The organism is Clavibacter tessellarius (assembly GCF_001618005.1).
GTDB lineage: Bacteria > Actinomycetota > Actinomycetes > Actinomycetales > Microbacteriaceae > Clavibacter > Clavibacter tessellarius_A.
This window is the reverse complement of sequence record NZ_LQXA01000050.1, coordinates 1-19,779: the sequence shown is the minus strand read 5'-3', so window position 1 is coordinate 19,779 and position 19,779 is coordinate 1. Positions and strand designations below refer to the sequence as shown.

Annotated in this window: 15 protein-coding genes and 1 tRNA gene; 4 read left to right on the top strand and 12 right to left on the bottom strand. The window is 73.7% G+C overall.

Annotated features, from left to right (window positions below):
* Nucleotides 1–94 precede the first annotated feature (94 nt).
* The gene (locus tag AWH51_RS13430; protein ID WP_063072568.1) at nucleotides 95–1,324 is read left to right on the top strand and encodes a winged helix-turn-helix domain-containing protein; all 1,230 of its coding nucleotides are present in this window, start codon (nucleotides 95–97) and stop codon (nucleotides 1,322–1,324) included.
* A gap of 15 nt (nucleotides 1,325–1,339) precedes the next feature.
* Here the strand turns inward: AWH51_RS13430 and AWH51_RS13425 are convergent, their stop codons facing one another.
* Nucleotides 1,340–1,906 (bottom strand): LemA family protein, encoded by a 567-nt coding sequence (locus AWH51_RS13425; protein WP_063072567.1) that lies wholly within the window; start codon nucleotides 1,904–1,906, stop codon nucleotides 1,340–1,342.
* Nucleotides 1,907–1,991: 85 nt separating this feature from the next.
* Complete coding sequence (locus tag AWH51_RS13420) at nucleotides 1,992–3,410, bottom strand: glycoside hydrolase family 1 protein (RefSeq protein WP_063072566.1); 1,419 nt, start codon at nucleotides 3,408–3,410, stop codon at nucleotides 1,992–1,994.
* A 268-nt stretch (nucleotides 3,411–3,678) separates the two neighbouring features.
* Here AWH51_RS13420 and AWH51_RS13415 point away from each other — a divergent pair, with 268 nt between their 5' ends.
* Nucleotides 3,679–5,892, top strand: a complete 2,214-nt coding sequence (locus tag AWH51_RS13415; protein ID WP_254654586.1) for a hypothetical protein — start codon at nucleotides 3,679–3,681, stop codon at nucleotides 5,890–5,892.
* Between the two features lie 129 nt (nucleotides 5,893–6,021).
* On the top strand, nucleotides 6,022–7,461 hold the full coding sequence (locus tag AWH51_RS13410) for an amino acid permease (protein WP_063072564.1): 1,440 nt from the start codon (nucleotides 6,022–6,024) through the stop codon (nucleotides 7,459–7,461).
* Nucleotides 7,462–7,584: 123 nt separating this feature from the next.
* On the opposite strand, the gene opgC is transcribed toward AWH51_RS13410, so the two are convergent.
* From opgC to AWH51_RS13385, 5 genes are read right to left on the bottom strand one after another with little or no spacing between them, the layout of a single operon-like run.
* Nucleotides 7,585–10,206: an OpgC domain-containing protein gene (gene opgC / locus AWH51_RS13405; protein ID WP_254654585.1), complete on the bottom strand. Its 2,622-nt coding sequence runs from the start codon at nucleotides 10,204–10,206 to the stop codon at nucleotides 7,585–7,587.
* On the bottom strand, nucleotides 10,206–10,640 hold the full coding sequence (locus AWH51_RS13400; protein ID WP_063072587.1) for an ATP-binding protein: 435 nt from the start codon (nucleotides 10,638–10,640) through the stop codon (nucleotides 10,206–10,208). The genes opgC and AWH51_RS13400 overlap by 1 nt, the downstream gene beginning before the upstream one ends.
* A 13-nt stretch (nucleotides 10,641–10,653) precedes the next feature.
* Nucleotides 10,654–10,992 (bottom strand): STAS domain-containing protein, encoded by a 339-nt coding sequence (locus tag AWH51_RS13395; RefSeq protein WP_063072562.1) that lies wholly within the window; start codon nucleotides 10,990–10,992, stop codon nucleotides 10,654–10,656.
* On the bottom strand, nucleotides 10,989–12,941 hold the full coding sequence (locus AWH51_RS13390; protein ID WP_063072586.1) for a glycosyltransferase family 2 protein: 1,953 nt from the start codon (nucleotides 12,939–12,941) through the stop codon (nucleotides 10,989–10,991). The genes AWH51_RS13395 and AWH51_RS13390 overlap by 4 nt, the downstream gene beginning before the upstream one ends.
* A 50-nt stretch (nucleotides 12,942–12,991) precedes the next feature.
* Nucleotides 12,992–14,188, bottom strand: coding sequence for a PP2C family protein-serine/threonine phosphatase (locus AWH51_RS13385; RefSeq protein WP_063072561.1), 1,197 nt, complete (start codon nucleotides 14,186–14,188; stop codon nucleotides 12,992–12,994).
* Between AWH51_RS13385 and AWH51_RS13380 the strand changes: the two genes are divergently transcribed.
* Nucleotides 14,161–15,558, top strand: coding sequence for an acyltransferase family protein (locus AWH51_RS13380; RefSeq protein WP_081235130.1), 1,398 nt, complete (start codon nucleotides 14,161–14,163; stop codon nucleotides 15,556–15,558). The genes AWH51_RS13385 and AWH51_RS13380 overlap by 28 nt on opposite strands.
* A 48-nt stretch (nucleotides 15,559–15,606) precedes the next feature.
* Here the strand turns inward: AWH51_RS13380 and AWH51_RS13375 are convergent.
* The 5 genes from AWH51_RS13375 to AWH51_RS13355 all read right to left on the bottom strand — a co-directional run bounded on the left by AWH51_RS13375 (nucleotide 15,607) and on the right by AWH51_RS13355 (nucleotide 19,694).
* Nucleotides 15,607–15,680, bottom strand: a tRNA-Leu gene (locus AWH51_RS13375).
* Between the two features lie 121 nt (nucleotides 15,681–15,801).
* The gene (locus AWH51_RS13370; RefSeq protein ID WP_063072559.1) at nucleotides 15,802–17,289 is read right to left on the bottom strand and encodes an NAD(P)/FAD-dependent oxidoreductase; all 1,488 of its coding nucleotides are present in this window, start codon (nucleotides 17,287–17,289) and stop codon (nucleotides 15,802–15,804) included.
* 37 nt (nucleotides 17,290–17,326) lie between these two features.
* Nucleotides 17,327–18,625, bottom strand: coding sequence for a S8 family peptidase (locus AWH51_RS13365; protein ID WP_063072558.1), 1,299 nt, complete (start codon nucleotides 18,623–18,625; stop codon nucleotides 17,327–17,329).
* Complete coding sequence (locus AWH51_RS13360; protein ID WP_063072557.1) at nucleotides 18,622–19,137, bottom strand: DUF501 domain-containing protein; 516 nt, start codon at nucleotides 19,135–19,137, stop codon at nucleotides 18,622–18,624. Before AWH51_RS13360 ends, AWH51_RS13365 begins: the two co-directional genes overlap by 4 nt.
* The gene (locus tag AWH51_RS13355; RefSeq protein ID WP_063072556.1) at nucleotides 19,134–19,694 is read right to left on the bottom strand and encodes an FtsB family cell division protein; all 561 of its coding nucleotides are present in this window, start codon (nucleotides 19,692–19,694) and stop codon (nucleotides 19,134–19,136) included. Before AWH51_RS13355 ends, AWH51_RS13360 begins: the two co-directional genes overlap by 4 nt.
* Nucleotides 19,695–19,779 lie beyond the last annotated feature (85 nt).

Below are 19,779 nucleotides of genomic sequence, written 5' to 3'. Positions count from 1 at the left end.
GACGGGGCTCCGGTGCGGCCGTGCGGGGCGCGGCCCGTGGCCAGCCGCGCGGGTGCGGACGGCGTCCGTCGGGGGCCGCCGGTAGCGTCGATCCATGCCCGACACCGTCTCCCCCGCTCTCGCCCGCCGCGTGGCCCTCGCGGCGCAGGGGCTCGGCCGACCGCATCCGGCAGCCCCCGGCTCGCGCCGCCTCGCCGCCGAGGTGCGCCGCCTGGCTCTCCTGCAGATCGACTCGGTCAACGTCTTCGAGCGCAGCCACCACCTGCCGATGCTGGCGCGCGTCGGACCCTACGACCGGTCCGCGCTCGACCGCATGCTGTTCGGCGGCCGCGGGGCGTTCACGGAGTACTGGGCGCACCAGGCGGCGGTCCTGCCGGTGGACGACCTGCCGCTGTACCGCTGGCGGATGGAGGCGGAGCGCGCGCGGCGCATGCGGCCCGGATCCTGGGCGCGCGAGCACGCGCCGCTCCTCGCCGAGGTCCGCGCGGAGCTCGGCCGCACCGGCCCGGTGCCGGCGAGCGCGATCGAGCACGAGGCGAACGTGCGGACCGGGCCCTGGTGGGGCTGGTCCGACGTGAAGCGCGCGCTGGAGTCCATGTTCGCGTGGGGCGAGATCGCGAGCGCCGGCCGGCGCGGGTTCGAGCGCGTCTACGGCCTCGCGGAGGACGTGCTGCCCGCGGCCGTCCGCGATCGCGTCGTGCCGGAGGAGGACGCGGTGCGCGAGCTCGTCCGCCGGGCCGCCGTCGCGCACGGCATCGGCACGGCGGCCGACCTCGGCGACTACTTCCGGCTGTCCCGCGCGGCGACCGACCGCGCGCTCGTCGACCTCGCCGACACGGGCGAGGTGCTGCCCGTCACGGTGCCGGGCTGGGAGGGGCGCGGGAGGCCGCTGCCCGTGTGGCTGCACCGCGACGCGCGGCTGCCGCGGCGCATCCGCACCGAGGCCCTGCTCTCGCCGTTCGACCCCGTGGTCTGGTTCCGCGAGCGGGCGCTCCGGCTGTTCGACCTGCATTACCGGATCGAGATCTACACGCCGGCGGCGCAGCGGGTGCACGGGTACTACGTGCTGCCGGTGCTGGTCGACGACGAGATCGTGGCCCGGGTCGACCTCAAGAGCGACCGGCAGGCGGGCGTGCTGCGCGTGCAGGCATCGTGGATCGAGGGACGCCACGATCCCGACGCCGTCGCCGAGCGGATCGCGCCGCTGGTGGAGCGGGCCGCCGCGTGGCAGGGCCTCGCGGAGGTGGGGGTGGTGGACCGGGGCACGCTGGCTCCGGCGCTGCGCGCGCGCCTGCCGGGGATCGCGGCGACGTCCGTCGGCTGAGAGGGGCGCGGTCCGCTAGAACTGCACGCGCGGCGGCTCGGCGATGGACGCGAGGCTCGAGACCTCGTAGAAGTCCCGCTCGCCGAAGCCCAGCCCGCGCACGAAGAGCGTGTTCGGGAACTGCGTGATCTTGGTGTTGAGCTCCCGGACGCCGCCGTTGTAGAAGCGGCGTGAGGCCTGGATCCGGTCCTCCGTGTCGACGAGCTCGCCCTGCAGCTGCAGGAAGGTCTGGCTCGTCTGGAGCTGCGGGTACGCCTCGGCCACGGCGAACAGCGACTTCATCGCACCCTGCAGGCGCTCCTCGGCGGCGCTCGCCTCGCTCGGGTTGCCGGCGCTGATGGTCGCGGTGCGGGCCGACGTGACGGACTCGAACACCTGCCGCTCGTGGGTCGCGTAGCCCTTGACCGAGTCGATGATGGTGGGCAGCAGGTCGGCGCGCCTCTTGAGCTGGACGGTGATGTCGCTCCACGCCTCGTCGACCCGCACGTTGAGCGTGACGAGGGCGTTGTAGGTGGCCCAGAGGTAGATGCCGACGAGCACTGCCAGGAGCACGACGGCTCCGAGCGCGATCCACGATTCCATGCCCGCGAGTCTACGCGCGGCCCTGTGCGCGACCTCCGTGGGATCCCCCGGCGCACCCGTACTGGGGGCGTCGGCCGGCCGGGCGTCAGCCGCGGGCGCGCAGGGTGTCGCGGAGGAAGCGGTACGAGGTGCGCGGCGTGCGGTCGGAGGTGCGCGGATCCACCCGCACCAGGCCGCGCGGAGCCGTGTGCCCGGCCTCCCACTCGAAGCCGTCGAGCAGGCTGCCCGCGATGACCGCCTCGAGCCGGACGCCCGCGGCCGGTCCGCCGGGGCCGACGGCGGCGAGCGCCTGCACGAGGTGGTCGGAGATCGCGTGCGCGCGGCGCGGGTCGCGCCGGGTGCCGTCCCGGTCGTCCACCTGCTCGGGGTGGGCGGCGTCGAGGCCGGACAGCACGACCGGGGGCAGGGCGTCGCCGTAGCGCGCGCGGAGGTCGGCGAGTACGACGGGGACGAGGTCGGGCGCGACCGGGTGCCCGTCCAGGGTCGCGGGGTGCTCCGTCCAGGGCAGCTCGACGAACGGCAGGGCGGCGGATCCGGCGACGAGGCGCGGGACGGCGGCCACGCGGATCGGGTCGGCGAGCTCCACGCCGTAGAGGTCGAGCGGCTGCGCGATGGTGCGGAGGTCGGACGGGTCGACGCGCATCAGGCGCGCGAAGGCCTCGGCGTGCGGGCCCTCGAGGTCGGGGTAGCGGCCGAGGAGCACGGCGTCGGCGAAGAGGTCCTGGTGCAGGGCCCGGGCGGCGACCGCGGCGGCCCGGTCGTCGTCGTCCGCGGAGGCGGCCTCGACCATGCGGTGCGCGTTCACGATGCCGATGCGTGCGGAGGAGCGCGATCCGCGGATCGCCTCCGCCGCGAGGCCGTGCGCGAGCAGCTGGTGGTGCACGGTCGGGAGGGCGTCGAGCCCGAGGCGGGATCCCGGCGCGTGGGTGCCGGCGACATGGCCGCCCATCGTGGTGAGCGCGGGCGTCCGCAGGGTGGTCCAGTCGTTCACGCGGTCGGCGAGCGCCTCCGCCGCCAGGTAGGCGAGGTCGCCGAAGCGGAGCGCGGTGTCGCGGTGCAGCCAGCCGCCGCGATCCTGGAGCTCGACCGGCAGGTCGTGGTCGTGCAGCGCGGCCTGGGGGCGGATGCCCGCGGCGAGCAGCGCGTCGACGAGCTCGTCGTAGAAGCCGATGCCCTCGCGCCGGAGGCCGCCGCGCGCCTCCGGCTGGATGCGGGACCACGAGATCGAGAAGGAGAGCACGTCGACGCCGAGCTCGGCCGCGAGCGCCACGTCCTCGGGCATCCGCGCGATGTGGTCGGCGCCGCGCTCGGGGTCGCCGCCGCCCGCGACGGCATCGCCGCGTCGGGCGAACGCGTCCCAGACCGACTCGGTGCGGCCGCCCTCGTGCGCGCGGCCCTCCACCTTGGCGGCGCTGGTGGCGACGCCGATGCGCGGACCGCCGGCGAGGAGACCGGCCAGCTCGTCGGGCGTGGGGCGGTCGGGGACGGCGTCGGGTCGGGGCACCCCGTCAGTATCGGGCACGCGGACGGCGGCTCCCGACGGAGGCCGCGCCCATCGCGCATGCGAGGCGCACGGACCGGGCATCCAGCTTGCGGGACCACTTCCGTCACGGGCGGTGCGGGCGGTTGACACGCCCGGACGATCCCGCATGAATGGGTGCACGGTGCGGTATCGGGCGAAGATCGAGGGACGCCCCTCCACGGGATCGGCGGGGGGCGATGTCCGGCGATCCCGCACGACGGCGAGGGCGCCGCGCCCGGCCCTCGAGCCGATGGCCCGCTTCGCCGCCCTGCTGGTGCTCGTCGCCGCGCTGGCCGCGGGCGGCGCGACCGCGGCGACGGCCGTCACCGGCGACGCCACGCCCACCCCGAGCCCCTCCCCCTCCGGTGGGCCGCTCCCCGCGCCGACCGTCCAGACCCCCGCCTTCTCGACCGACGGCGCGATCACCGTGACCGGCACGCGTCCGTCCGGCCAGGACGTGCAGGTCACCATCGCGAGCGTGCCCGCCGCCGTCACGCTCCCCACCGCCACCACCTGGCGCGCGACCGCCACGGGCGTCCCCGACGGGCAGAGCCCCGTCCGCGTCACCTCCGCCGGACAGGAGGCGACCACCACCGTGTCCGTGCTGCGGGCACCCGGCGTCAACAGCTTCCCCGTCGTCACCACCGGGGTGGTCAGCGGCACCGGTTTCCCGGGCGCGACCGTCGATGCGCGCTCCGGCTCCGCCTCCTGCCGCGCCACCGTCGGCTCCTCGAGCACGTGGGCCTGCCTCCTCGCGCCGCCCCCGCCCTCGGGCACCGCCGTCCCCGTGACCGCCACCCAGAGCACCCCGTGGAGCACCGGGACGCCGGCGGTCGGCCGCGGGTCGGGCAGCTTCGACACGACCGCGCCCGGCGCCGCGGTCATCACGGCGCCCGCGGCCGGCGCGACGGTCGACGCCACGGGCATCACCATCTCCGGCACCGCGGACGAGGACGGCGCGACCGTGCGCGCCTACATCAGCGGGTACGGCGACTCGGCGTGCGCGGCCCAGGTGTCCGGACGCGCGTGGTCGTGCACGACGGGCACGCTGCCGCCCGGGCCGCTCGGGATCACGGCGACGGTCACGGATCCGCTCGGCAACATCAGCACGCTGGCGGCCGAGGTGCGCGTCACGGTCGTCGCGCCGTCCGGCACTCCGACGCCGAGCGCCACGCCCACGCCGAGCGCCACGCCGACTCCCCGGGCCACCGCGTCGCCCGACGGCGCGACGACCGCGCCCGCGCCCGGGTCCGGCGGCGGCGCGGGCGGCGGTTCCGCCCCGGGCGCCGGCCCCTCCCCCGACGCCCGGCCCGGGTCCGGCGCCCCCTCCGCCGCGGCGCCCGGGACCTGGAACGCGCCCACGCGATTCGGCACCGCGCTGCAGCCGCTGTCCGCGGCCTTCACCGACGGCCGCGGCCTCCTGCCGCTGCTGCTCGCGCTCGGCGCCGTCCTGCTCGTCGCGCTGCCGGCGCTGCTCGTCCGCGGCGCGCTCATCTCGCGCTTCGGCGGCCGGCACCGCTCGGCCGAGGATGTGACGCCGCTCCGGATCGTGCCGCGCGGGGACGCGGGCACGCTCACCACGCGCGCCGCGGCCGCCGCCATCACCGACTCCCCCGCCACGACCGGGCAGCTGCTCGTGGTGGGCGGGCGCGTCGACTCCGCGCCCATCCCGATCCCGCCCCGGCGCCTCCCGGAGCCCACCCTGCTCGGCACCCGTCCGCCTCGCGAGCCCGGCCGCGCCGGACGCTGGGGCGCCGCGGCCGCCGCGCTCGTGCTCGCGGCCGCGCTGGCGTCGCTGTCGCTGCCCGTCGGATCCGACCCCAACGCCGTGCGCCTCTTCCTCGCCGCGCTGGTGGGCCTCGCCGTCGTCAACGGCGTGGGCGTCGTCGCGGTGGCGTCCGTGGCCGGCCGCGTCGGCGCCGCCCCCGCCCGCGTGCGCGCCGTCCCCGCGCTGCTCGTGCTCTCCGTCACGGCCGTGCTCCTCTCGCGCGTGCTCGGACTCGCCCCGCCCGTGGTCCTCGGGCAGGTGCTCGGGCTCGTGGCCGACGACCGCGACGACCGGTCGCGCGCCCGCCTCGCGCTCGTCCAGTCCGGCTCGCTCGCGACGCTCGGCCTCGTGTCGTGGATCCTCTACGGCCTCGTGCCCGCGGGCGGCGGCATGTGGCCGGAGACCGCGAACGAGCTGCTCAGCGTCATGACGCTCGCCTCCCTGAGCTCGGCCGCGCTGGCCCTGACGCCGGTGTCGCTGGTCCTCGGCCGCTCGCTGATCCTGCGCTCCCTCCCGCTCTGGGCGGTCGTCAGCGTGGCCGTGCTCACGCTCGGCTTCGCCGCGGTCGCCACCACCGCGCGCGGGGTCGACGCCCGCCTCTGGATCACCGCCCTCGTGATCGCCGCCGCCTTCGCCGCGGTCAGCGTCGCGGTCTGGCTCTGGATCCGCGTGGTCGAGCCCTCCGTCCGCTCCTAGCAGCGCCCCGTCCCGTCCGTCCCGATGCCACGCCGCGCCTGGTGCGGACGCGGAGCCGGGTCCACACTGGGAGGCGCCGTCAGAGCCGACGGCGCGATCCCCCGGTGGGCGACCCGACAGGAGCGGAGCATGAGCGCAGCGAGCACGTCGTTCTGGACGGCCCTGACGAGACGGAAGCCGGTGGAGGCCATCGAGGCCGAGCCCGGCGCCGGCGAGGAGGGCGGCCTCACCCGCTCGCTCGGCCTGTGGCAGCTGACGGCCATCGGCGTGGGCGGCATCATCGGCACGGGCATCTTCACGCTCGCGGGCACGGTCGCCAACCAGACCGCGGGCCCCGCCGTCCTCATCTCGTTCCTCATCGCCGGCATCGCGAGCGCCGCGGCCGCGCTCTCGTACGCGGAGTTCGCGGGCATGATCCCGCGGGCCGGCTCCGCCTACACGTACGGCTACGCGGCCCTCGGCGAGATCGTCGGCTGGTTCATCGGCTGGGACCTGCTGCTCGAGTACACCGCCATCGTGGGGGTGGTCGCCATCGGCGTATCGGGGTACGCGGGCTTCCTGCTCGACCACGTGGGCGTCGACCTCCCGGCCTGGATGCTCGGCGCCGCCGGCACGGGCGAGGGCCACGTGGTCGACCTGTTCGCCGTGGTGCTCTGCCTCGGCACCGCGTTCGTGCTCACGCGCGGCATGAAGAGCGTCGGCCGCTTCGAGCTGTACCTCGTGGGCCTCAAGGTCGCGCTCGTGCTGGTGATCGTGGTCATCGGCTTCACGCAGATCACCGGCGCGAACTACCAGCCGTACTTCCCCTTCGGCGCGGCCGGCGTCTTCACCGGCGCCGCCACCGTGTTCTTCGCGGTCTTCGGCTACGACGCCATGAGCACCGCGGCCGAGGAGTCGAAGGACGCCACCAAGCACATGCCGAAGGCGATCCTGCTGTCGCTCGGCATCGCGATGGCGCTCTACGTGCTGGCGACGATCGTGCTGACGGGCATGCAGAAGTACAGCGAGATCGACCCGAAGAGCGGCTTCGCGACGGCGTTCGAGTCGGTGGGGCTGCCCGCGGTCGCGAACGTGGTGGCGGTCGGCGCGATCGTCAGCGTCGTCACCGTGATGCTCACCTTCATGCTCGGCGCCAGCCGCGTGTGGTTCTCCATGAGCCGCGACGGGCTGCTGCCGAAGTGGTTCGCCGTCACCGACCGGAAGCGGAACGTGCCCACGCGCGTGACGTGGATCATCGGCATCGGCTCGGCCCTGTTCGCGGGCTTCCTGCCCATCACCGTGGTGGCGGAGCTCACGAACATCGGGATCCTGCTGGCGTTCGTGGTGGTGTGCGCGGCCGTGATCGTGCTCCGCTACAGGCGGCCGGAGATCCCGCGGACGTTCCGGCTGCCGCTCATGCCGGTGGTGCCGATCATCGGCATCGGCTTCTCGCTCTGGCTCGTCTCGTCGCTGCCGTGGGAGACGTGGGTGCGGTTCGCGGTGTGGCTCGTCATCGGGCTCGTGATCTACCTCACCTACTCCCGGCGCAACTCGGTGCTCGCGCCGGACAGCCCGCGCAACCGGCGCTGACGGCCGGCGACGCCCGCGGCGGTCCAGCGGCGGCTGCCCGCTCGTGCCGATGACCTGGGTGATGGACGTCCGGGAAGGGGTGCGGAGCGCGGGTCGGCTCCGTGCGGCTCCGACCCGCGCCGATCAGGTGGGGATGACCTTGAAGAGCACCTTGCGCGTGACCATGAACCAGATCGCCGCGAGCACGAGCGTGTGGACCACCGCCCCCTGCCAGGGATTCGACCTGTCGAGGAACGGCAGGCTGCCGACGATCAGCACGAAGAACACGTGGACGATGAACACGTAGAGGCTCGCGGATCCGAGCGGCGTGTAGAACCAGCCGAACGCGCGGTCGACCGGCTTCCACACCCGCGTGAGGAACGTGTACGCCACCACGAGCATCAGCCCGAGGTCGATGAGGCGGCCCGGCTGCAGGAACGTGCGCTGGTACATCGACTCGTACAGCGACGAGTAGAGGCCGTCGGGGACGCCCGGGATCGCGACCCCGTAGGTGTGCCCGGCCCAGAGCACCGCGAGGGCGCCCACGTACGCGACCACGAGGATCGACACGAGGACGCGGCCCAGCCGTCCCGTGAGCGCGCGCGTGATCTGACGGCGGTAGTAGCCGATCACCATGCCGTTCAGGAACGCGACCTGCCAGGTGAGCAGGGGGAAGACATCCTCGAACATCGACGGCAGCACGCGGATGTCGAACTGCGCGTTGAGCACGTACGCGGTCCAGCTGGCGATGAGGACGACCCACCACATGCGGCGGCGGAGCAGCCACACGATCCCCGGGACGAGCAGGGTCAGCACCACGAACAGGCCCATGATGTTGAACACCCACGGGCCCATGCGCAGCAGCAGCAGGTCGCGGATCGCGTACCAGGGCGGCGGGTAGTCGAGGAGCCGGTCGCCGTTCGGGTAGAGGTCGTAGACCTGGCCGGAGGTGACCTTGCCGTCCGCGCCCGTGCCGCGGTCGGTGAAGGTGGTGATCACGTCGGTGGCGAGGAACGGCACGAACGTGAGAGCGAAGACGATGACGACCACGGCGATCGCGACGATGTACTGCTTGAACGCGCGGCGCAGGATCGAGACGAGCGCCTTCATCTCGCCGAACTTCTTGACCGCCATCGGGTAGACCATGCCCAGCACCAGGCCGGAGAGCAGCACGAACATCTCGGCGCCCGTGATGGCGCCGATCGCGTTGATCGTCACGTACGAGTAGGGGCTCGCGACCTCGATGTGGGTGATGACCACGGCCACGATGGTCCAGCCTCGGAACAGGTCGAGGCGGCGGTCGCGGGGCGAGTTCTCGTCCGGGTAGCGCCAGCCGGGCTTGAGGCGGCCGATCGGCCCGGAGATCACGAAGAGGAGGAGGAGCACGACCGCGCACAGCACGATCCAGCCCATCTGCTCGTCCTCGGGCGATCCGGGGTCGCGGTACTGCGCGGTCGCGACGTTGGCGCGCTCCTGGTCGAAGACCTGCGTGACGGGACCGAGGGTCGCGGTGGCCGGATCCAGGTGGGCGCGGAGCGCGGACGCGATGTCCGCGTCGCCCGTGGCGCGCCAGTCGACGACGGCGTCGTCGGCCTCCGCCTCCTTCCGCTCGACCTCCCGCCAGACGACCATGCCGATGCCGGGGTGGTCGGCGCGCGTCTCGGCGGAGAGCACCTGCTCCCACCAGCCGCGCTTGACGTCGGCCTCGCTCGCGCCGTCGGTGCGCGCGGGGTCGTAGAGCGCGCCGGTCTCGATCACGGCGGGCTTGCCCGTGCCCTCGATCCACTCGGCCGCGAAGTCGCGCCCGGTGCCGCCCTCGTCGGCGTAGCCGTACTCGCCCGCGAGCTCCCGCGCGAACTTGCCCTCCTCGGGCACCACGTTCTTCCCGAACTCCTGCTGCGGGATGACCTCGCTGCCGAGGTACTCCTGGGACGGCTGCCCGACGGAGAAGTCCTGCTCGGAGCCGAAGTGCGAGGCGGACAGGCCGACCCAGTCGACGGCCTCGTCGCCCGGCCAGTAGGGGCGGTAGGCGTCGTCGTCGACGTCCACGCGGCCGTTGCCGTCGGTGTCGAGCTCGGCGATGGGCCGGGTGGCGGAGGAGTCGGTGAGCCCGTCGGCGGATCCGAACGGGTACCCGGCCGCGTAGGCGGGCGACCACACGGTGACGGCGCCCGCGTCGGAGGCGTGCACGGCGTCGGCGATCTGCCGGAACGCGGATATGTACGCGGACGGCTGCTGGCCCCAGGGGGTCCACGAGCCGTTCATCTCGGGGGCGAACCGCACGAGCGCACGGGAGTCGTAGCGCTCGCGGAGCGCCTCGAGCCGGTCGGTGAGGGCGGTGGCGTCCGCGGCGGTGAGCTCGGCGAGCGGCTCGGTGGGCTCGAGGGTGAGGAAGAGGAGCGACCCCTGCTGCGCGGCCTGCTGGGCGAACTGGTCGAGGTAGGTGACGTCGTCGGATCCGAGGGGGTAGCGCACGGACTGGCCGAGCACGGCCGGGGTGGCGCCCAGGCGATCGGCGTAGCTCTGCGCGTCGTCCGCGGTCCAGTCGATGATGCCGCCGAACCACGGCGCGGCCGGCCCGCGCGTGAGGTCGACCTCGTCCACGGGCGCCGCGGGCGCCGTCGCGGTCGGCTGCGGCGCGGCGAGCGCCGCCGTCGCGGGCACGACGGCGATCGCGAGCGCGACCATGGCCGCGGCCCAGCGGCGGATCCCGCCCCGGGCGGGTGCGCCCCACCGCGCCCGGTCCCGTCTCCCGATGCCGCGCATCAGCCGCGGAGCCTGACCAGCCGCCAGCGGTTGCTGCCGTCGGTGCGCTCGTACGTGAGGTCGTCGAGGATCGCCTGGGCGAGCGCCAGCCCGCGGCCGCTCTCGCTGAGGTCGTCGGGCATGGACACCTCCGTGAGGTCGACGACGGCCGGCTGTCCGTCGTCCTCGAACAGCGCCACGATGCGGTCGTGCTGGCAGACCACGGTCATCGTGAAGGTCACGGGGTACCCCGCGCGCTGCCCCACCGCGACGCCGTGCTCCACCACGTTGCCCGCGATCTCGACCACGGCCGTCTCGAAGAGCATCCGCTCCTCGTCGCTCACGTCGAAGGCCTGGTCCCACACCGCGGCGATCACGGCGTGCACGGCCGCGAGGCTCTCGTCCACCGCGGGGAGCGTGACGTTCGCGCGCACCGGCGGCGCGTGGTGGGTCATGCCCTCCATGTCCTCACCGGTCACCGAACACGCCCTCGGGGGCGTCGTGCACGGTGAGGACGCGGTTGAGGTTCGTCAGCTCGAGCACCGCCCGCACCTGCGCGTTCGGGCGCGCGAGCCGGAGGTCGCCGCCCGCCTGCCGGGCGCGCTTGAGGCCCGAGACGAGGGCGCCGAGACCGGAGGAGTCCATGAACTCGGTGCTGCCGAGATCGACCACCACGAAGGGGCGCCCGCCGTCGATGACCTCGGTCACGACGGTGGTGAGCTGACGGGCCGACACCATGTTGAGGCGCCCGGTCGGCGTCACGACGCTGACCTCCGTGCCCTGCTCTGCCACTGCGATGTCGATCATGCGTCCTCCTTGGCCGGCGTGAAGCCCCGGTAGCGGGCCGCACGGATGATGATGCTGAAGATCGCCAGGTCGAAGACGACCCAGGCGAGGTTGGTGAACGTGCCGAGCGGCGTCGCCTGTCCGACCGCGAGGCGGAGGAGGCCGATCGCCGAGGCGACGATGAGCGCGCCGATCACGTAGAGCTGCGGCTTCACCAGGTCCCAGCGCGGCTTCCCGCTCTCGGCGCGCACCTTGGGCGTCACGGCGAAGTCGAGGGGCTTGCGGAAGAAGACGTTGGCGACAGCGGTGGTGACCGAGGAGATCCACACCGGGAAGAGCGCGAGCGAGTACTGCTGCCCGCGCCAGGTGCGCTTGCCGCGGCCGACCACCGCGAACAGGAGCTGGTTGACGAGGAGGAACGGGATCAGGCGGAAGAAGAAGTCGGTCGAGAGCGCCTGCACGGGGAGCACGCCGAAGACCAGGTAGATGATGGGCGCCGCCACGTAGACGAGGGCGGTGAAGCCGGAGAAGTAGCTCCACATGGTGGCGAAGTACATGAGCCGCTGCGGGATCGAGAGCGCCTTCTGCAGCAGGGGGTTCTCGCGGAAGAAGACCTGGATCGTGCCCTGCGCCCAGCGGAGGCGCTGCGTGAGCATCGTCGGCAGGTCCTCCGGCGCGAGCCCGTAGGCGAGGACCTCGTCGTGGTACGCCGACTTCCAGCCGAGGCCGTGCAGGCGCATGCAGGTGGCCATGTCCTCGGTGACGGAGATGGTGGCCAGCGGCATGATCGACTGCGCGTCGTCGTCCCGGTGCACGTCGATGTCGCGGATGATCGCGCGCACCGCGTCGAGCGCCCCGAGCGGCGACCAGTCGCGCTGGGCCAGGCGGGTCATGGCGCTGTCGTCCACGAGCGACACCGCGTCGCGGTCGGCGGAGTGCCGGCCCGCGAGCGCGGCGATCTCCGCGAGGTCGGCCTTGAGCGCCGACATGTCGTCCTGCACCATGCGCGCGGCGATCGAGTCGACGCGCTTCTGGAAGCGGTACGTCACGTCCGCGAGGCGCTGGCCGCGGCGGAGCTCGGCGCGGGCGCGGCGCACGTCGTAGGTCACGTCGTCGAGCGCCTTGCGGAGGTCGACCTGGTCGGGCTCGAGCTCGGCGCGCGCCTTGTCGAGCACGTCGTTCGCGGTGCGGAGCGCGCGGAACACGCTGATCTCGGTGTCGGTCACGTAGCGGGAGACGCCGAGCAGCATCAGGGCCTCGCGGCGGAGGATCGCGTTGGAGCCGCAGAAGAACGCGGCGTTCCAGCCGTCCTTGCCCTGCTGGATGGGCCCGTAGAACAGGGGCGCCTGGCTGCCGAGCGGATCCGCGTCGGGCACGTTCACGAACACCTGCGGCGTCTGCACGAGCGCCATGCGCCGGTCGTCGAAGTAGCCGAGGGTGCGGTCGAGGATCTCGGGCTCGGGCACCTGGTCGGCGTCGAGGATGAGCATGAACTCGCCCTCGGTCGTGAGCAGCGCGTTGTTGAGGTTGCCGGCCTTCGCGTGCCGGGCCCGGCCCGACCAGTCGGCCGAGCGGGTGATCCAGCCGATGCCCTCGGCCTCCGCCAGGTCGCGCAGCTCCGTGCGGTTGCCGTCGTCGAGCACCCACGTCTTGTGCGGGTAGCGGATGCGCTGGGCGGCGCGCGCGGTCTCCATCACCAGGTCGAGCGGCTCGTTGTAGGTCGCGATGAACACGTCGACCGTGAGGCCGGGTCCGGGCACGGGCGGCTTCGGGCGGTCGCGGGCGCGCCACATGGTGAGGCCGAACAGCAGCGAGTCGATGAGGCTGTAGGTCTCGGCCATCACGAGCGGGATCGCGATCCAGAGCGCCTCCGGGTTCACGGAGAACAGCAGGCGCCAGATGATGTAGTTGAGGCCGAGGATCGCGGTGATCACGGCGAGGATCCGCACGATCGCGAAGCGGACCGTCATGCGCTGGGCGCGCGGACGCCGCGGCGCCGCGGTCGTCGTCGTCGTGGTGCTCATGCGCGCTTCACCGCGAGCACCGTCACGTCGTCGAGGGGCGTGCCGGCGGAGGCGAGGATCCGCACGCGCTCCACGAGCCCGTGCACCCCGCCCGACTCGCGCACGAGGGCCCCGATCAGCTCGAAGGCGGGGGTGCTGCCGCCGAACATGTCGAACAGGCCGTCGCTGAAGGTCACGAAGGTGTCGCCGTGGGCGAGCACGACGTGGCGCTCCTCCCACTGGTGGTCGGGGATGATGCCGACGGGCATGTCGGTCGTGCCGAGGTGCGTCACGCCGCCGCCCGGGTGCACGACGATCGTGAGGCCGTGCCCGGCGTCCGCGTAGCGGAGGAGGCCCGAGGCCTGGTCGAGGTGCCCGTGCTGCAGGGTGACGAACGCGCCCGTGCGCTCGAGGTCCGCCTCGAGGGAGCGCGCGGCGTCCGTGACGAGGAGGCCCGTGTCCTCCAGCACGCCGGCGCCGAAGCGGTCGGCCGTGGCGGCGACCCCGCGGAGGACGGCGCGCACGGTGGCCGTGAGGATCGCCGCGCCCGTGCCCTTGCCCATGACGTCCGCGATGGCGAAGCGCAGGCCCGACGGGGTGCGCTCGTAGTCGTAGAAGTCGCCGCCGACGACCTGGGCGGGCACGCACACGGCGGCGATCTCATATCCCGGCAGCTGCACCTCGGCCGCGGGCAGCAGCGCGGACTGGACCGCGTGCGCGCGCTCCATCTCGGCGCTCGCCACCAGCTCGCGCTGCGCCCACTCCGCGAGCTCCTCGAAGAGGGCGAGCTGCGCCCCGTCGAGCGAGCGCGGCCGGACGTCGTAGAGGCAGAAGGTGCCGACGACCACGCCCTCGGTGTCCCGCAGCGGATGCCCGGCGTAGAAGCGGATGTGCGGCTCCCCGGCCACGCTCGGCAGGTGGCGGAAGACAGGATGCATCTGCGCGTCCTCGACGACGAGCAGGCGCTCCTCCCGGACGGTGGTGTCGCAGAAGACCGTGCTGATGGGCGTCTCGGAGAGCTCCGCGCCCGCACAGGAGGCAAACCACATGCGGTCGTGGTCGGCGAGCCCGATGGTCGACAGCGGCACGTCGAACGCCGTGCGGGCGAGCCGGGTCACACGGTCGAACCGCTCCTCGGGCGGCCCGTCGAGCAGTCCGAGCGCCTCGACGGCACGTTGCGCGGCGAGTGCCCGCGCGTCCTCGATCAGAGTCATCCCCGCCCCTTCGCCGTCATGGACCCCCGTCCACGGCACCCGAACCCCGCGGGTGCCTCAACCATACGTGCGCGGAAGGATCGCGTACTACCTCAGTGGCCGCTCGGCGTCGAGATAGGTGGTCGTCTCAGTGGTGGGCGGGTGGGGGCGGCCCGGGTGGTCTCCGTCGGAACCCATCCGCGTCGCTGTCCGCGGGGCGCGGCCGTGTGCAAGGCTGCACTGATGACGAGCACCGCCGGCATCGCATCCCGCCGCCAGGAGCTGACGGGCTGACGGGGATCCGCGCCCTCGCGGCGGCGTGGGTGGTCGTGGAGCACTTCCGGCTCGTGCTCTACGGGTTGTTCCCCTCCGCGCAGGAGGTCATCGGCCCCTGGGTCCGCTCCGGGTTCCTCGGCGTCGAGATCTTCTTCGTCCTGAGCGGCTTCATCATCGCCTACAACTACGCCGACCGGTTCGCGACGCCCTCCTGGTCCGGCTACCGTGCCTTCCTCGAGCTGCGGTTCGCGCGCATCTACCCCGTGCACCTCTTCACGCTGCTCGCCATGCTCGCGCTGGTCCTCGGAGCCCGCATCCTCGGTGTCGCCCTCTCCGCCGACGGCGGCTACACGCCGCTCTCGTTCGCCGTCAACCTCCTGAACGCGCAGACCGTGTTCGGCCTCTCGGCCTGGAACGGCCCCGCGTGGTCGATCTCCGCGGAGTTCGCGGCCTACCTCGCGTTCCCGCTCATCGCGATCGGACTCGTGCGGCTGCGCACAGCAGCGTCGGGCTTCGGGGCAGCGGCGCTCCTGGTCGTGGTGGGCGCCGCGGCGATGCTCGCCGCCGGGGCGCTGGTCATCGACTCGCCCTCCGCGTTCCTGCTCATCTGGCTCCGGATCGCGTTCGAGTTCACCGCGGGCTGCTGCCTCTTCGCCGGCTGGCGCTGGCTCGGCGACCGCCGCTTCGGGTGGGGCTGGGACGTGACCGCCGCTGTCAGCGTCCTCGCGCTCGCCGTCGCACTCGCCTCCATAGGGGTCGAGGGCACGCAGCCCCTGTCGACGCTGCCCGTGATCGCCCTGTTCGTCCTCGCCTGCGCGGGCGCCACGGGTCCGGTCGGTCGGCTGCTCGGCTCGCGGCTGCTCCTCTGGGGAGGCCGGATCTCCTACTCCGTGTACATGACCCACTTCATCGTGCTGATGGTGCTGGGGGCGCTGCTCCCCGTCGGGCGTTTCGCGGATGCCGGCACCGGCGTCAAGCTGGCCATCCTGGTCGGCCACTACGCCGTCGTGGTCGCCGTGGGGGCCGCGTGCTACCACCTCGTCGAGGAGCCCGCGCGGAAGGCCGTCCGGTCGCGCATCTCGCGTCGGTCCCGGGGCCCCGCCGTCCGACCGTAGCCCGGGAAGCCGCGCGGACGCCCGGCTTCCCGGACCCCTTGCGAGCAGTACCCCCGGTCGGACTCGAACCGACACTGCGGCGATTTTAAGTCGCCCGTCTCTGCCAATTGGACTACGGGGGCATGGCGCCGGGGCGCTCCCGACAGCCTACGGTCGGCGAGCGGATCCGGCGCCCACGCACGACGACGGCCCGCAAGCGGATGCCTGCGGGCCGTCGTCGGTGGAGCTAGAGCGTCACGCGGATCAGGCCGTGCGGTCCTCGTCCTGCGTCTCCGCGCTGGGCGAGGAGCTGTAGCTGCCCGCGAGCGCCGGGGACTTCTCGCCCTCGGTGGGGGCGTCGGCCTTCTCCTCGGCGGCCTTCTTGGCCGGCGCCTCCTCCTTCTTCGCGGGGGCGGCCGGAGCGGCATCCGCGGCGGGGCGCGGGCGCGACGCGAACGTCTCGAACGCGGTGCGGGGGGTCTCGCGCGCCTCGAGGGAGACGATGTCGCGACCCCAGACGAGGTTGTTCAGCCAGCCCGTGACGACGCGCGCCTTGCGCTCGAAGGACGGGATCGCGAGCCCGTGGTAGCCGCGGTGCATGACCCAGGCGGGGAAGCCGGTGATGCCGAGCTTGCCGGACTGGAACGCGCCCTGGTAGAGACCGAGGCCCGCGACGGCGCCGAGGTTCTTGTGGAAGTAGTCGGTGATGCCCTCGCCGCGGATGCTCGCGGTGAGGTTCTTCGCCATGAGCTTGCCCTGGCGGACGGCGTGCTGCGCGTTGGGCACGCAGAAGCCGCCGACGCCGCCGCCCGTGAGGTCGGGGGTGGCCGCCACGTCGCCGGCGCCCCAGGCGTCCGCGACGATGCCGTCGTCGCCCTCGACGCGACCGTCGGCGCGCACGCGCAGGCGCCCGCGCTCCTCGATGGGGAGGTCGGTGTTCTTGAGCATGGGGCTGGCCATGACGCCCGCGGTCCAGACGATGACGTCGGACTCGAACGACTCGCCGGTCGACAGCTCGACGACGCCGCCGACGGCGGACTTGAGCTGCGTGTCGAGGTGCACGAGCGCGCCGCGCTCGGCGAGGTTCTTGAGCACCCAGTGGCTGGTCTCGAGCGACACCTCGGGCATGATGCGGCCCATCGCCTCGATGAGGTGGAAGTGCGTGTCCTCGAAGTCGATCTCGGGGTACTTCTTCACGAGGTCGGTCGCGATGCTGCGCATCTCGGCGAACACCTCGATGCCCGCGAAGCCGCCGCCGACCACCACGAAGGTGAGGAGGCGCTCGCGCTCGGGCCCGGCCGGGAGGGTGGCCGCGCGGTCGAAGTTCGCGAAGATGCGGTCGCGGATGGCGACGGCCTCCTCGATGGTCTTCAGGCCGATGGCCTCGTCCGCGACGCCCGGGATCGGGAACGTGCGGGAGACGCTGCCCGCGGTGACGACGATGATGTCGTAGGAGAACTCGTACGGCTCGCCCACGGGCGGCGTGATGGTCGCCGTCTTCGACGCGTGGTCGATGCCGGTCACCTTGGCGGTGACGACGTTGGTGGTGCGCAGGTGGCGTCGCTGGGACACCACGGCGTGGCGCGGCTCGATGGATCCGGAGACGACCTCGGGCAGGAACGGCTGGTACGTCATGTACGGCAGCGGGTCGACCATGGTGACCTCGGCCTCGCCGGATCGGAGGTGCGACTCGAGCTTCCATGCCGTGTAGAAACCGGCGTAGCCGCCGCCGACGATCAGGATTTTGGGCACGATGGATGACTCCCTGCAGATTGTGGTCGGAATCAGGCTACTCCCTCCGGAGCAGCCGTCTGAAATGCCGCACGGCCACCACGGACATCGCCGCCGCCGCGCCGGCGAAGAGGGACAGGACGAGGGCCGGGATCCCCGCCTGCCGGAGCGCGCCCACGGTCGGCAGCGGGTCGGCGGCGGGGTCGGCGGGCGCGGCGTCCGCGGGCACCGTGGGGGCCGGATCCGCCGTGGCTCCCGCGTCCGGCGTCGGCGTCGCGACGGGCGCGCGACGGTACAGGCGCACCCACTCCTCGAGGTCGCCGAGCGGCTTGCCGCTGGCGGGCGCGACGTCGGCAGTCACGGCGGCGGCCGCGTCGACGAGCCCGCGGCCGTAGATCTCGGGCTGCCCCTTCTGCCGGGCGGTGGCGAGCACCCGCTCGACCACGTCGTCGGCCTTCAGCTCCGGATGCGCGGCCCGCACGAGCGCGACCACGCCGGAGACGAGCGGCGCCGCCCCGCTCGTGCCGCTCCACTGCACGTAGCCGCCGCCCGGGGCGACGCCCACGAGTTGCTCGCTGGGCGCCGCGACCGCGATGGTGATGCCCTGCGACGACGCGTCGAAGCTGGCGGCACCCGACCGGTCGACGCCCGCGACCGCGAGCACGCCCGGGATCGTGGCGGGCGCGCCGACCTCGGTCGTGCCGCTCCCCCGGTTGCCGGCCGCCGCGACCACCACGACGTCGTGCTGGTACGCGTAGAGGAAGGCACGGTCCCAGCTCTCCGGCCAGTCGAGCGAGTTGCGGGTGAGGGACATGTTGATGACGCTCGCGCCGTTGTCGACGGCCCAGCGCACGGCGTCGGCGATCTGCGCGTCCTCGTCGCGCGCGCCCGGCGTCGGCCCGCCGAGCGCGACCGAGACGCTGAGGATGCTGGCCGCGGGAGCGACGCCGATCACGCCGGAGCCCGTGCCGGTGCCGCGGCCGGCCAGGAGCGAGGCGACCATCGTGCCGTGCTCGCTGGAGGCGCCGACCGGCCGGGTGCCCCCCGCGGATCCGACGCCCGAGACGTCCGTGCCGCCGACGACCGCGCCGCGCAGGTCCGCGACCGAGGCGTCGACGCCCGTGTCGATGACGGCGACCTTCACGCCCTCGCCGCGCGTCGTGTTCCACGCGCGCTGGACGCCGTAGTCGGCGAGCCAGTACTCCCGCTCGCGCACGGGATCCGCGACCGCGGGCGACGCGGCGGCCAGCACGGAGGCGAGCGCGAGCACCGCGACGACCAGCCCGCGGGCGGCGCGATGCGGCGACCCGGCGGGCGTGCCGGCGGCGCGGGCCCGGCCGGCGCGTCCGCGGATCATGCGGCGTCGTGGTCGGCGCACTCGCAGACGTCCGGCGACCAGGAGGCGCGGGCCAGCGCGATGTCGCCGATGGGGTTCACGCCCGGGCCCGCAGCCAGCGCGTGGCCGGCGAGGGCGTGCAGGCACTTGACGCGCACGGGCATGCCGCCCGCGGAGACGCCCGCGAGCTCCGGCACGACGAGGATCGACTCGCGGTCGGCGAGATAGGACGCGTGGGCCGCGGCGTACGCGTCGCGCATGGCTTCGTCCTCCGCGAGGTCGTCCTGGAGCTCCGCCATGACGTGCTCGGCCTCGAGATGCGAGATCGCGGCGGTGGCCGCGGGGTGGCACAGGTAGTAGAGCGTGGGGAACGGCGTGCCGTCGCTGAGTCGCGGGGCCGTGCTCACCACGGTGGGGTTGCCGCAGACGCAGCGCGCGGCGATGCCGACGACGTCGCGGGCGGGACGGCCGAGCTGGGCGGACACGACGCGGACGTCGCGCTCGGAGGGCGGGTCGAAGGGGGGTCGGGTCACTGGTCGCCTCCCTGGACGGATCCCTGGAGCTGGTCGGGCGGGGTGTCGCTGAGTCCGCTGGTGAGGGCGGAGCCGAGGAGGGCCTGGACCCAGTCCTGCTTCGTCTCCTGCAGGTCGTCGCTGATGGGGGCGCCGTCCGGGGTGGTGGTGGCCGCCTGGCCGCCCGTCGCGGGCAGGCCGCGCACGAGGTAGCTGGTCTCGCCGGGCATCACGTAGAAGAGGCGGTCGCGCACCTGCGCCTTGAGGAAGGCGGGGTCGTCGTAGCGGGCGCGCTGGTCCTGGAGCTGCGCGATGGTCTGCTTCTGCGCGTCGACCGCGCTCTGCAGGCTGCTCAGCTGCTGGCGCTGCTCGAGGTAGATGCGCAGGCCCGGCGCGAGGACCACGACCGTGAGGACGAGGAGCACGAGCACCATCGCGGAGAACCCGGAGAAGCGCATGCTGCGGAGCCAGTTGCCGGCGGGCGCGTCGCCGTCGGGCAGGGTGACGGGGACGCGCTCGGTGCGCGGGCGCTCGGACCGGCGGGACCGGAGGGCGTCGAGGCCGGGGAAGCGGGCCATCGGTCCTCCTTCGTGTGTCGGTGGTGCGGGTGTCGCGGTGGTGCGGGTGCCTGTGCCGCGATGCGGCGGGACGGCGGCGGCGGGG